Below are 12,886 nucleotides of genomic sequence, written 5' to 3'. Positions count from 1 at the left end.
CCGGTCGCAGGCGGCGGGCGGCTCGCACCGGCAGGCGCGCCCGCCGGTCGGGCCCGTCTTGATCACCCACCCGGTTGGCGGAGCGTCGGGACGCGCCCACTACCGTTGCCGCATGGCACTGGCGTGGCGTCCTCTGGACGAGCAAGCGATCGGACGCGTCCTGGCACTGGCGGACACCCCGTGGGGCGACCTGGACGACGCGTGGTCGAACACCGGCTGGGAGCTGCCCGGCGGGGTCGCGCTCTCGCACCAGGTGTTCGAGGAGCTGGAGTACCGGTTCGACCTGCCCGAGGGCCCGGTCCGGTTCGGCGCCGACGAGACGGCCCTGACCAGCGCCTCCCTGGACTTCGCCTGGTTCGCCCCCGACCCCGAGGACGTCCCGGAGGGCGACTGGCCGGAGGGCTGGCAGCTCACCGAGGACGCCTCCCGCGCCGACTTCACCGCCCGCTACGCCGAGGGCGTGGCCGCGCTGACCGCCGTGCTGGGCGAGCCCGAGCGCACCGGCGGGCACGACGAGGAGCTGGGCTGGCAGCACGCGCTGTGGCGGCGCGGCGAGAACACCGTCGTGGTCGTGGCGCAGGGCGAGCAGTTCGACCAGTACGGCGAGAGCGAGGCCGCCCTGCTGTGGGTGGTCCGCCACCAGGGCGAGGTGCCCGGCGGCGAGGAGTTCTACGAGTGGCTGTGCGGCGCGGGCGAGTGACCCCGGCCTGACGCGGGCGGGCCGCCGGGACTCCGGCGGCCCACCTCCGGCCCAGCCCTTCCCAGGCCGGGCCCTTCCCCTGCGGGGCGCTCCCCTCATCCGGGCTCTTACCCGGCGGGCTCCGGCCGGGCGCTCCCCTCCGCCAGGCGCTCCCCTCCGCTAGGCGTTGCCCCGTTGCTGCCGCTCCTGCTCCCGCTCCTCCACGAGCGCCGCGAGCTTGCCCAGCGACATCGTCCAGCCGTGCTCGTTGTCCTCAGGCCGCACGCTCGGCGGCACGTTCTCGTGCACGCCGGTGACCTGCGTGCCGCCCTCGACGTCCACCAGCGTGAACGTCAGCACCATCTCCCCCGCCGTGTCCGGGTCGTCGGTGTCGAACTCGACCACCTGGACCACCTCGGTGTCCTGGACCAGCCGCGTGAAGCGACCGCCGTAGCTGTCCACCCGGTCGCTGGTCTTGCCCGCCGTCGTGCTCGGGTCGTCGTAGGTGAGGCTGATCCGGAACTCGCCGCCCTCCCTGGCGTCGAAGGCCCGCACCTCGCTGCTCATGCCGTTGGGGACCATCCAGCGGCCCACCGCCTCGCCGTCGAGCAGCGCCCGGTACACGGCTGCTCGTGGGGCTCGGACGGTGCGCTGCACGCGGGTCGTCGTCATGCGCGCGACGCTAGCAGCGGAGTCCGACAGCGAGCGGCGCCCGCGAACTCCGGACAAGCCGTTTTCCACGTGGTCAGGAATTGACCGGGGTCGCCAATCGAACCGGCCGCCGTTTTCCACCCGGCCACCCCCGGCCGGGAAACCGGGATTCGGCCGGATCATCCCAGGTCGCCCCCCGGTCAAATATCCGCCGAACGTCAGCAGCGCCCGTGTTGTCCCATTTCAAGGCGCGCCGCCCAGCCGTGATCAGCATTGAGCACCGATTGATCCGAAGGAGTGTTTCCGCAGCTCTGCGGTGTAGCCCGCGACTGCGGAGCGTCACTCCACGCCGCGTCACCTCGCGTTCCGGAAGCGTTCACGGCGGACCCCGGAACACCGGCCAGGCCACGTTCAGCAGGGGTTAAAGGGAACCCTAAGGGCGTGTCGCGCGTGAAGCCGCTGCCACGATCGAGTTAATTTGTAGGATCTACTGGCGCGGTGAGGTGACAGGCGGTTGGATGATCCGGGTTCCTGTCCACCACTCGGTCGAAGGCGCTATTAGCCCTGTCGCGCAAGCTGTGATGAACGACCGGTGGACGGGCCCTGATCGGCGCAGCCGCCGGAGCACCTCGTGGGCACGCGCGCGCCGGACGTTCCGGCGCGCGCGGACGTGAAGACCGAACGCACCGAACGCAGAGCCACCGGAGAGGGTGACATGACCGTTCCGCTTTCCCGGGAGGCGGAAGCGCTCCGCGAGCGCGCGGAGCTGGCTGGGACGTGGGCGGGGCTTCTGGCCGGGCACTCGGGCGGCAGGGTTCCGGGGCAGGTGCTGGAGCGGGCGCTGCTCGGCGAGGTCGAGCGGCTGTGCGCGGGCGCGCTGGGCATCGGCGACGGGGACGAGGACGACGTCGAGGACGACCCGGACGGCGCGGGGCCGGGCGTGGCGCGGGGCAGCGCGGACCTGGCCGTCGCGGCGGGCCGGACCACGGGCGGCGTGCTCGCGGAGCTGACCGAGAACCCCGAGGCGCTGCGGGTGACGCTGGAGCTGCTGAGCACCGGGTTACCGGGGCTGGCGACCCTGTCGGCGGTCGGCAGCCGCGTCCCCTCGGTGCTGGCGGCGCTCGCCGCCGGGTTCGCCGAGCAGGCGGTGGCGCACGGCGCGGCGAGGTCCGCGCGCACCCCGAGGCCCCGCAGGGAGAGCGTCCCCCTGGCGACCCCGCGCGGCACGGCGGTCCGGGTCCCGGTCGACGGGCCGCCCACCGCACCGCCCGCGCCCGCCGCGCCGGAGGACCCGGACGAGGACGACACAGACCAGGAGCCGCACCACTGCTCGCCCGCCGACGACGACGTCGACGACCTGAGCGACGCCGAGGCCGGGGGCGAGCCGCCGACCGGCGCGAGGACCGCTCCCGACGCGCCCGACCACCACCCGGTCGACAGCGCCTCGTCCGCCGGGCCGGACCGCACCGGCGCCGCCCCGCCCGACGACGACCTCCCCCGCGGCCCGGCGGCCGGACCCCCGGTGGCCGAGTCGGTGCTGCTCGCGGCGAAGGCCAGGATCGTGGAGGAGGCCGCCCGGATCGGGGTGGCCTCGGTGACGTTCGAGGGCAGCGTCCTGGAGGCCAACGACGCGCTCGCGGACATCCTCAACCGCGCCCACGGCACGCTGACCGGCGTCGACCTGCTCGAACTCGTGCACCCGGCGGACCGGGGCGTGGTCGTGGCCGACCTGGCGGGCCTGGCCTGCGGCGGCACGTCGGCGCTGTCCGGGCAGCGCAGGCTGGTCCGCCCGGACGGCGAGGTCGCGTGGGCCGCGCTGACCACCGCGCCGCTGCGGCCACCCGGTCGGGAGCCCTACGCGGTGGTGGTCGTGGAGGACCGGACCGACGTGAGCCTGCTCCAGGGGCAGCTCAACCACCAGTCGCTGCACGACGTGCTGACCTGGCTGCCGAACCGGCAGTACTTCACCAGCAGGTTGGAGCGGGCGCTGCGCACGGCCGACCCGGCGACCGGCGTCACCGTCTACCACCTGGACCTGGACGGGTTCTCCCGGATCAACGGCGGGCTCGGCCGGGCGGTCGGTGACCACGTGCTCAAGACCGCCGCGTCCCGGCTGTTCGAGGCGGTGCCCGGCGAGAACGCGATGATCGCGCGGTTCGGGGCGGACGAGTTCGCGGTGCTCGTGGAGAACGTCGCGGGCACGCCGGACGTGGTGACCACGGTGCGGCGGATCAACGAGCGGCTCGGGGAACCGCTGGAGGTGGCGGGGCAGGAGATCGCGCTGTCCGCCACGATCGGGGTGGTGCACCGGCCCGCGCCGGGGACCCCGCCCGCCGAGCTGCTGGAGGCGGCCGACCTCGCGCTGCGGCGGGCGCGCGGGCTGGGCAGCAGGCAGTGGGCGCTGGCCGATCCGGAGCTCGACGGCGTGGACCGGCGGGACTTCACCCTCGCGGCGACCATGCCCGGCGCGTGGCGGCGCGGGGAGCTGGAGGTCCGGTACCGGCCGGTGGTGCGGTTGGCGGACGCGGAGGTGGTGGCGGCCGAGGCGGTGCTGCGGTGGCGGCACCCGGTGCTCGGGGTGCTGCCGCACGGCCGGTGCGCGCGGTTGGCCGAGGAGACCGGGTTCGCGGTGCCGCTGGGGGCGCTGGTGCTGCGGGCGGCGTGCGAGCGGGCCGCCGAGTGGGCGCGGGACGGGGCGGAGCTGCCGGTGCGGGTGGCGCTCAGCGGTGAGCAGGCCGCGGACCAGGACCTGGTGGGGTCGGCGCTGCGGGCGCTGGAGGAGACCGGGCTGCCTCGGCGGCTGCTGCGGGTCGCGGTGCCCGCGCGGGTGCTGTTCGAGCGGGACGAGGCCGCGGACAACCTGCGGGTGCTCGCCGACGCGGGCGTGGGCGCGGAGGTCGACGACTTCCCGGTGGCACCGGGCGAGCTGGCCGCGCTGGAAGCGTTCCCGGTGCGGGCGGTCCGGGTGCGCGCCGGGCTGGAGGTGACGCACCCGAGCGCGGTGAAGGCGCTGACCGAGCTGCTCGGGGTGCTCAGGGAGGCGGGGGTGGAGGTGTCCGTCGACGGGCTGACCACGGCCGAGCGGAGCCGGTGGTGGCGCGAGGTGGGCGCGGAGACCGGGGCCGGGCCGCTGTTCCCGAAGCGGGTGCGGTGACGGGGGTGCGGTGACGGCCCCGTTGGGCCGCTGGCGTGATGTCGGTGGCTGGCGCGGCGACCTAGAGGTTGCCGGGCAACTGGACGCGGCAACTGGACGCGGCGACCGGACGCGCACTGGGGTGACGACTCCAGGATGACGACTCCGGGGGTGTCCAGCCCGGAACCGCCCCGGCCTGCGGTGGGGCGCGGCGGGGGCATGGCGGTGGCGAGCGACCGGTGAGCGGCCCGTTCACCACCGGGCCCGGCTACGGGCAGCTCGGCAAGGACATCAGCGAGCCTCCCCCCGAACAGCGGCGGACCGCCCGCTCCCGTGCGGGAGCGGGCGGTCCGGTGGCTTCCCGCTCGGGGCCTAGATGCGGCAGGTGTCCAAAGAGCTGACCAGGATGGCGCGGGCGCCGACGTTCCACAGCTGGTCCATGATCTTGGGCGCGTCGTGCCTCGGCACGAGCGAGCGGACCGCCACCCAGCCCTCGCGGGCCAGTGGCGAGACCGTGGGGGCCTCGATGCCGGGGACCAGCTTGAACGCCTCCTCCTGCGCGCTGGTCGGGCAGTCGAAGTCCAGGATCACGTAGCTGCGGGCGATCAGCACGCCCTTGAGCCTGCGCACCAGCACCTCGACGGCCTCGGCGGTCTCCGCGTCGACGCGCGTGGCGTCGCGCTGGATCAGCACGGCCTCCGAGCGCAGGATCGGGTCGCCGAACGTGGCCAGGCCCGAGGTCTTGAGGGTGATGCCGGTCTCGACCACGTCCGCGATGGCGTCGGCCACGCCCAGCTCGACGGCGGTCTCGACCGCGCCGTCCAGGCGGACCAGGTCGGCCTTGATGCCCTGGTCCTCCAGGTGCCTGCGGACCAGCTTCGGGTAGCTGGTGGCGATCCGGCGGCCGGCCAGCTCCGAGACGTCGGAAATGGCGCCGGGCACCCCGGCGAAGTAGAACGAGGCGCGCCCGAACCCGAGCGGCAGGATTTCGTCGGCGGCGATCGTGGAATCGAGCAGGAGATCACGGCCGGTGATGCCGACGTCGAGCGAACCCTCGCCGACGTAGACCGCGATGTCGCGCGGGCGCAGGAAAAAGAACTGCACGCCATTGGCCTTGTCCGCGACGATCAGCTCGCGCCCCGACCTGCTCACGCGGTACCCCGCCTCGCTGAGCATTCGTGCGGCGGGTTCGCTGAGCGAACCCTTGTTGGGCAGGGCAAACCGGAGAGAAGCCATGCTCGGGAGTCTGCCACACCGGGTGACGGTCACCTGTTCCGGGTACACCGGGACGAGTGCCTCGGGGAATGAGACCCACTGGGGGTTCATGGGGCGTTCACCCGGTCGAGAGGGAAAGCCGAGCATTGCATTCAAATAGAAAGCGGGTGCGGCGCGGGGCGCGCGGGGAGTGGCGCGCGCGGGGCGAGCGGGTGATTCATCCGGGTTTTCCGGTCGCGCTTTGCGCTCGCGCGGACGCGGGGCGGACGTCGCCCGCCGCCCGCTCCACCGGAGAGCCTAAGCGGCGGGCGGGCGCGAGTCAGCCGGTTTTCCTGGCGACCGGCGGGCGGGACCGGGGGCGGTGGTGGGCGCCCCCGGCCTGCCGTCCCGCGGCGGCCCGGCCGGGGTCAGCGGTCCCCGGCGAGCAGGCGCTCGAACGGGACGACGTCCGCGTACGGGTCCGCCTGCGCGGCCGGGGCGCGGCCCGCCAGCAGGTCCGCCAGCTCCGCCCCCGCGCGGTCGATCCGCCCGACCAGCCCGGAACCCACGCCCCAGTCCGCCGAGGCCGCGTACACGCCGGTCGGCAGCACGACCGCCTTCAGGTAGGCGAACAGCGGGCGCAGCGCGTGGTCCAGGACCAGCGAGTGGCGCTCGCTGCCGCCGGTCGCGCCGATCAGCACCGGCTTGCCCGCCAGCGAGGTCGGCTCCAGCACGTCCACGAACGACTTGAACAGGCCGCTGTACGAGGCGTTGAACGTGGGCGTCACGGCGATCAGCGCGTCCGCGCCGACCACGTCCTCGATCACCGCGCGCAACTTCGGACCGGCGAAGCCGGTGACCAGGTTGTCCGCGACGTCGCGGGCCACGTCGCGCAGGTGCGCGGTGGTGGTCACGACCGGGCCGGCGAGCGCGGCGGACGTGGCGGCGGCGAGGCGGTCGGCCAGCAGGTGCGTGGACGACGGCTCGCCCAGGCCCGCCGACACCACGGCGATGCGGGTCATCGGACGCTCTCCTTCCCGGTCTCGACGGTGGGAACAGCAGCGGACGCGGCAGCGGACCGCGCAGCGCTGTCGGCGGCGGTCTTCGCGGCCAGCAGGCTCTGGTGCGTGGGCGCCTCCGGCACGTCCGCGGGCCGCTTGGCCGCGAACTCCCGGCGCAGCTCGGGCACGATCTCGCCCAGCTGGTCGAGCTGCTCCAGCACGGTCTTGAGCGGCAGCCCGGCGTGGTCGACCAGGAACAGCTGCCGCTGGTAGTCGCCGAAGTGCTCGCGGAAGGTCAGCGTCTTGTCGATGACCTGCTGCGGGCTGCCCACGGTGAGCGGGGTCTGCTCGGTGAACGTCTCCAGCGACGGGCCGTGGCCGTACACGGGGGCGTTGTCGAAGTACGGGCGGAACTCGTTCACCGCGTCCTGCGACTTCGGCCGGATGAACACCTGGCCGCCGAGGCCGACGGGGGCCTGGTGGGCCTTGCCGTGGCCGTAGTGCTCGAAGCGCGCGCGGTAGAGGTTGATCAACCGCATGAAGTGCTCCTTCGGCCAGAAGATGTGGTTCGCGAAGAACCCGTCCCCGTAGTACGCGGCCTGCTCGGCGATCTCCGGGCTGCGGATCGAGCCGTGCCACACGAACGGCGGGACGCCGTCGAGCGGGCGCGGGGTGGAGGTGAACGACTGGAGCGGGGTGCGGTGCTTGCCCTCCCAGTCGACGACGTCCTCGCGCCACAGCCTGCGCAGCAGGTGGTAGTTCTCGATGGCCAGCTCGATGCCGTCGCGGATGTCCTTGCCGAACCACGGGTACACGGGCCCGGTGTTGCCGCGCCCCATGATCAGGTCCACCCGGCCGTCGGCCAGGTGCTGGAGCATCGCGTAGTCCTCGGCGATCTTCACCGGGTCGTTGGTGGTGATCAGCGTGGTCGCGGTGGACAGGATCAGCTTCTCGGTCCGGGCCGCGACGTAGCCGAGCATGGTGGTGGGCGAGGACGGCACGAACGGCGGGTTGTGGTGCTCCCCGGTGGCGAAGACGTCGAGCCCGACCTCCTCGGCCTTGAGCGCGATGGCGACCATCGCCTTGATCCGCTCGCCCTCGGTGGGAACCCGCCCCGTGGTGGGGTCGGGAGTCACGTCGCCGACGGTGAAGACCCCGAACTGCATGACCGCTCCTCGATCCAGGTAGTTGCGAGTTCAACTACTTGTCCCAACGGTACAGGTGCGCGAGGTATTCCGGACCCCCAGGGTGGGGTGACGCGCGCCGCGAGAGGGTGCGCCCCACCGGGGTCAGCCGGCGTCGAGCCTGGTCGCGATGGCCACAGGCAGCGGGTACGGGCGCTCGGGCGGCAGCAGCCGCCTGGCCTGCTCGGCGCGCCCGGCCTGGAGCAGGGCGGCGATCCTCCTGGTGCGCCCGGTCAGGTCGGCGACACCGGTGGTCCACTCGTCCACCAGCTCGCGGACCACGTCCCGCCCGACGCCGACCTGGATGCTGTAGTGGTTCAGCGCCGCCCCGCGCAGCGACCGCTCCGGGTCCCACTGGACGTGCACCCGCGCGCCCTCAAGCCCCGGCGAGCCGGTCAGCACCGCCTGGGCGAGCGCGCGCTCCCACCCCGCGCGGGTGATCCGCACCGCCAGCACCCGCTCCTGTCCCGGCTTGCGCGCCCAGTTGCTGCGGTGCATCAGCCACAGGTACGAGGGTTTGACCCAGGTCATCCGCCCGAACGAGAACGGCGGCACGAAGCGGCCCGCCGCCAGCGCCGGATCGGCGATCGCGGACGAGTAGGCCTGGTACACGGTGATGTGCGAGTCGTCGTAGTCGGCGCGGATCTGGCGCTGCGGAGCCACGCGGGCCACCCTCGCACGCGGGCGACCACGCGGGCGAGCGCGTTTCCGCGCCCGACCGTCCACAGCGGACGGGTGATCAGGAACGCCGCTCCAGCAGGGCGAGCAGCGCCCGCCCGTCCCGCACGACGGCCGTCGCGTCGCCGGAGGCCGGTTCCAGCAGCGCCATCCGCGCGCCGCCGTCCCGCGCGAGCAGCTCCAGCGCCGCCGAGGCGCCCGGATCGCCCGCCCCGCAGGAGAGCACCACCAGCGACGGCAGCAGCGCCGACACCTCCGCCAGCACCGCCCCCGACCCGCCCAGCGCGCGCCAGTGCGCCGCGAGCCCCGGCACCGCCGCCAGGAGCCGCAGCGCGGACTCCAGGGTGCCGAACAGGCTCGTCGCGCTGTGCTCGGCCACCACGACCAGGTCCCGCTCGGCCGCGAGCCGGACGCAGCGGCGCAGCTCCGCCACCACGAACGACCACGCCCCGACCGTCGCCTCCCACGGGGCCACGCCCCCGGCCCGCACCAGCACGCCAGGCGCGCCGAGGGACTGCGCGCTGTCCAGCACGGCCGCGAACTCCTCAGGGTCGTCGCACCCGGCCCGGTACCCGGACCCGTAGACCCCCACGACGAGCCCGGCCGCCTCGCTCAGCGCCGCCGCGCGCTCGGCCGCCACCAGGTCGCCCGCCGGGACGTGCACGTCGCCGCCCCAGGCGACGGCGCCCGCCCTCGCGCCCAGCGCCAGCTCCACGACCTCCGCGAGCGGTCTGTCCGGGAAGCCGACCGAAGCCAGTCCAGCGGTGATCATGCACGCCCCTCGTCCTCAACCCGGTTGACCACCGCCATCCTCACTGAACATGACTGTCGTTATCAAGCCGAACGGAGCAACAAGGCCCCCGACCCCGGCGTCGCACCGGGATCGGGGGCCTCGAATGCCCTGCGGGGAGCGCCCGGCTAGGCGCGTTCCACCAGGTGCCCGATCACGTCCGGACCGGGGTGCGGCGCGCCCGAGCCGTCCCGGCGCGGGTCGATCTCCGGCAGCTCCACCGCCGCCCCCGACTCGGTCACCGCGGCGGGCCGGGCGCCGACCCACGCCAGCACCAGCCCGTCCTCGCCCTTGAGGAACCGGTGCGCCCGGACACCGCCGGTCGCCCGCCCCTTCGCCGGGTACAGGTCGAACGGCGTCACCTTCACGCTCTGCCCGGTCGAGGTCACCACCACCGGCTCGCCGTGCTCGGCGTCGTCCGTGCGCACCGCGCCGAAGAACACCACCGACGCCTCCCCCGGCAGCGTGATGCCCGCCATGCCGCCGCCGCGCAGGCCCTGCGGGCGCACGAGCGACGCCGCGTACCGCAGCAGCGACGCCTCCGAGGACACGAACACCAGCGCCTCCTGGCCGTCGGCCAGCCACTGCGCGCCCACGACCTCGTCACCGGCCTTGAGCCCGATCACCTCGAACTCGTCCGACCGCACCGGCCACTCGGGCGCGCACACCTTCACCACGCCCTGCTTGGTCCCGAGCGCGAGCCCCGGCGAGTCGGTCTCGCCCAGCGGGGCGATGCCGACCACCCGCTCCCCCGCCTCCAGGCCCACCAGCTCGCGCACCGGCACCCCGCCGCTGAGCGAGAGCGTGCCCTCGCCCTGCGGCAGCACCGGCAGCGGCAGCACGTCGGTCTTGAACGCGCGGCCCCTGCTGGTCACCAGCAGCACCTGCCCGCGCGCGGTGGTGTGCACGGTCGCCGCCACCGCGTCGTGCTTGGCCCGGCCGCTGCGCTTGCGCCCCTCCACGGCCTCCTCGGACTCGGCGGCGGTGCGCGCCACCAGGCCCGTCGCCGACAGCACGACCTGGCACGGGTCGTCCGCGACCTCCAGCGGACCGGAGGTGCGCGAGGCGGCCAGCACCTCCTTCAGGTCGCCGTCGAGCAGCGTGGTGCGGCGCTCGGCGGAGAGGTCCTTGGCGACCTTGCCCAGCTCGTTCGACACGACCCGGCGCAGCACCTTGTCGTCGTCGAGGATCGTGGACAGCTCGGCGATCTCCCCCCGCAGCCGCTCCTGCTCGCCCTCCAGCTCGACCGAGTCGAACCGGGTGAGGCGGCGCAGCGGCGTGTCCAGGATGTACGCGGCCTGGGTCTCGGACAGCGCGAACGTGGAGACCAGGCCCTCCTTCGCGGCCTGCGCGTTCTCGCTGCGGCGGATCAGCTTGATCACCTTGTCGATGTCGATCAGGGCCTTGAGCAGGCCGTCGACCAGGTGCAGCCGGTCCTCGCGCTTGCGGCGGCGGAACCTGGTGCGCCGGGTGACCACCTCGTACCGGTGGGCCAGGAACACCTCCAGCAGCGCCTTGAGCCCGAGCGTCTGGGGCTGCCCGTCGACCAGCACCAGGTTGTTGATGCCGAACGACTGCTCCAGCGGGGTGAGCCGGTACAGGTCCGCCAGCAGCGCCTGCGGGTTGACGCCGACCTTGCACTCGATGACCAGGCGGATGCCGTTCTCCCGGTCGGTGAGGTCCTTGACGTCGGCGATGCCGGTGAGCCGCTTGGACTTGTTCACCTCGTCGGTGATCTTCTCGATGATCTTCTCCGGGCCGACGCCGTACGGCAGCTCGGTGACCGTGATCGCCTGCCTGCCCCGACTGCCCTCCAGCGGCCCGGTGGTGACCGTGGCGCGCATCCGCACCACGCCGCGCCCGGTCTCGTACGCCTTGCGCACCTCGTCCAGGCCCAGCAGCATCCCGCCCGTGGGCAGGTCGGGGCCGGGGATGAACTCCATGAGCTTTTCCAGGTCGGCGTCCGGGTGCTTGACCAGGTGCCTCGCCGCCGCCACGACCTCGCCGAGGTTGTGCGGGATCATGTTCGTCGCCATGCCGACCGCGATGCCCGAGGTGCCGTTGACCAGCAGGTTCGGGAACGCGGCAGGCAGCACGGCGGGCTCGGTGAGGGAGCCGTCGTAGTTCGGGCGGAACTCGACGGTGTCCTCGTCCAGCTCGCCGACCAGCAGCATCGCCGCGCCGGACATGCGGGCCTCGGTGTAGCGCGAGGCAGCCGGTCCGTCGTCCGGGGAGCCGAAGTTGCCGTGGCCGTCGATGAGCGGGGTGTTGAGCGAGAAGTCCTGCGCCAGCCGCACCATCGCGTCGTAGATCGCGGTGTCGCCGTGCGGGTGGTACTTGCCCATGCAGTTGTGCACGACGAGGCCGTCCACGACGAACGCGTGCTCGTCGGCGTCGACCTGGATGTCGTAGGTGGTGTCCGGGGCGACCGGCTCCACCGACACGACCTCCGGGGCCGGGGCCTGCGACGCCCCGGTCAGCTCGCGCAGGTCCTGCTCGGCGTCCGAGCGGGCCCACGGCAGCAGGACGGCGCCGAGCGTGGCGGCGGCCCCGCCGGACAGCCGGATCTCGCCGTCCGCCCTGGTCGCGGGCAGTCCGCAGTCGGCCAGCAGCGCGCCGACCTGCTCGGCGAGCAGCGCGGTGCGCACGCCGAGGACGACCTCGCCGTCGCGCACCGAGCCCGCGCCGTCGAAGACGCCCGCGAGGAACGCCGCCCACCGGCCGCGCTGGAGGAGCACGGCGGCGGGCGCTGCCCCGGAGGCGACAGCGGCGCGCACGCCGACGTGGCCGTCCAGGTCGAGCACGTGCACGTCGCGGCCCCCAGGGCCTTCGGCGGGCAGCTTGTCCCTGGTCACGGCCACGTTCGCGGCGATGGCCCAGCCGTGGACGGCGTCCGCCGGGCCCTCGTCGGTCAGCCGCAGCCGCTGACCGTCGACGCCCGCCGAGGCGAGCAGGCCCAGCACGTGGGCGTACTGGTCGCCCTCCCCGAGCAGCGCGGACGCGCGGCCGGGGCCGAAGGCGACCGCGTGGCGGCCGACCAGGTCGCGCGCGGCGACCCACTCGACGCCCGCTGCGCCCGCGTCCCCGGCCGCGTGGACCCGGAACCGCTGCCCCGGCGTGACCAGGATGGTCCGGCCGTCCGAGAACGTGACCCTGACCAGCTCGGACACCGGGTTCTCGTACACCTGCGCCACCCGGACGGGCGCACCCGCCGGGTCGAGCACGTGGTCGCCGACCACGATCTCCTCGATCGGCCGCACCCCCGAGGGGGTGGACACGAGCGCGCCCCGCACGAAGCAGTCACCGACCACGCGGGAGGACTTCACGTACGGCGAGGTCGGCCGGTGGTTCTGCTCGTTCATCGAGAACAGGATCCGGCGGTGCACCGGCTTGAGGCCGTCTCGCGCGTCCGGCAGGGCGCGGGAGTGGATGACCGAGTACGCGTACTCCAGGTACGAGTCCTCGATCTCGGTGGTGAGGGAGTTGTCGATCACCTTGGCGCCCGCGCTGTCGAAAGCGGACGGGTCGACCCTGGTGACGGGTCCCTTGCGGCGTGCCATGGCTGAGCGTTCTCCT

The 12,886-nt window shown here is 73.9% G+C and carries 9 protein-coding genes; 2 read left to right on the top strand and 7 right to left on the bottom strand.

Annotation, left to right across the window (positions count from 1 at the left end):
• Positions 1-112 precede the first annotated feature (112 nt).
• On the top strand, positions 113-700 hold the full coding sequence (locus AMIR_RS11480; RefSeq protein ID WP_015801118.1) for a hypothetical protein: 588 nt from the start codon (positions 113-115) through the stop codon (positions 698-700).
• Between the two features lie 159 nt (positions 701-859).
• Here the strand turns inward: AMIR_RS11480 and AMIR_RS11475 are convergent, their stop codons facing one another.
• Positions 860-1,351, bottom strand: coding sequence for an SRPBCC domain-containing protein (locus AMIR_RS11475; protein WP_015801117.1), 492 nt, complete (start codon positions 1,349-1,351; stop codon positions 860-862).
• 694 nt (positions 1,352-2,045) lie between these two features.
• Here AMIR_RS11475 and AMIR_RS35525 point away from each other — a divergent pair.
• Complete coding sequence (locus AMIR_RS35525) at positions 2,046-4,484, top strand: putative bifunctional diguanylate cyclase/phosphodiesterase (protein WP_143760700.1); 2,439 nt, start codon at positions 2,046-2,048, stop codon at positions 4,482-4,484.
• Between the two features lie 351 nt (positions 4,485-4,835).
• On the opposite strand, the gene hisG is transcribed toward AMIR_RS35525, so the two are convergent.
• From hisG to AMIR_RS11440, 6 genes are all read right to left on the bottom strand, one after another.
• Positions 4,836-5,699, bottom strand: coding sequence for an ATP phosphoribosyltransferase (hisG, locus tag AMIR_RS11465; RefSeq protein ID WP_015801115.1), 864 nt, complete (start codon positions 5,697-5,699; stop codon positions 4,836-4,838).
• Positions 5,700-6,085: 386 nt separating this feature from the next.
• On the bottom strand, positions 6,086-6,679 hold the full coding sequence (locus AMIR_RS11460) for an FMN reductase (protein ID WP_015801114.1): 594 nt from the start codon (positions 6,677-6,679) through the stop codon (positions 6,086-6,088).
• Positions 6,676-7,824, bottom strand: coding sequence for an LLM class flavin-dependent oxidoreductase (locus tag AMIR_RS11455; protein ID WP_015801113.1), 1,149 nt, complete (start codon positions 7,822-7,824; stop codon positions 6,676-6,678). The genes AMIR_RS11460 and AMIR_RS11455 overlap by 4 nt, the downstream gene beginning before the upstream one ends.
• Before the next feature lie 123 nt (positions 7,825-7,947).
• Complete coding sequence (locus AMIR_RS11450) at positions 7,948-8,505, bottom strand: DUF4291 domain-containing protein (protein ID WP_015801112.1); 558 nt, start codon at positions 8,503-8,505, stop codon at positions 7,948-7,950.
• A gap of 76 nt (positions 8,506-8,581) precedes the next feature.
• On the bottom strand, positions 8,582-9,292 hold the full coding sequence (locus AMIR_RS35520; RefSeq protein WP_015801111.1) for a sugar phosphate isomerase/epimerase family protein: 711 nt from the start codon (positions 9,290-9,292) through the stop codon (positions 8,582-8,584).
• A 146-nt stretch (positions 9,293-9,438) separates the two neighbouring features.
• On the bottom strand, positions 9,439-12,870 hold the full coding sequence (locus AMIR_RS11440; protein ID WP_015801110.1) for a DNA topoisomerase (ATP-hydrolyzing): 3,432 nt from the start codon (positions 12,868-12,870) through the stop codon (positions 9,439-9,441).
• Between the last annotated feature and the right edge of the window lie 16 nt (positions 12,871-12,886).

Source organism: Actinosynnema mirum DSM 43827, assembly GCF_000023245.1.
GTDB lineage: Bacteria > Actinomycetota > Actinomycetes > Mycobacteriales > Pseudonocardiaceae > Actinosynnema > Actinosynnema mirum.
The sequence above is the reverse complement of the archived record's forward strand: the minus strand, read 5'-3'. Positions and strand labels throughout refer to the sequence as shown.

Coding starts and splice junctions, on each gene's coding strand:
- AMIR_RS11480 (WP_015801118.1), top strand. CDS start 113: ATGGCACTGGCGTGGCGTCCTCTGGACGAGCAAGCGATCGGACGCGTC.
- AMIR_RS11475 (WP_015801117.1), bottom strand. CDS start 1,351: ATGACGACGACCCGCGTGCAGCGCACCGTCCGAGCCCCACGAGCAGCC.
- AMIR_RS35525 (WP_143760700.1), top strand. CDS start 2,046: ATGACCGTTCCGCTTTCCCGGGAGGCGGAAGCGCTCCGCGAGCGCGCG.
- hisG (WP_015801115.1), bottom strand. CDS start 5,699: ATGGCTTCTCTCCGGTTTGCCCTGCCCAACAAGGGTTCGCTCAGCGAA.
- AMIR_RS11460 (WP_015801114.1), bottom strand. CDS start 6,679: ATGACCCGCATCGCCGTGGTGTCGGCGGGCCTGGGCGAGCCGTCGTCC.
- AMIR_RS11455 (WP_015801113.1), bottom strand. CDS start 7,824: ATGCAGTTCGGGGTCTTCACCGTCGGCGACGTGACTCCCGACCCCACC.
- AMIR_RS35520 (WP_015801111.1), bottom strand. CDS start 9,292: ATGATCACCGCTGGACTGGCTTCGGTCGGCTTCCCGGACAGACCGCTC.
- AMIR_RS11440 (WP_015801110.1), bottom strand. CDS start 12,870: ATGGCACGCCGCAAGGGACCCGTCACCAGGGTCGACCCGTCCGCTTTC.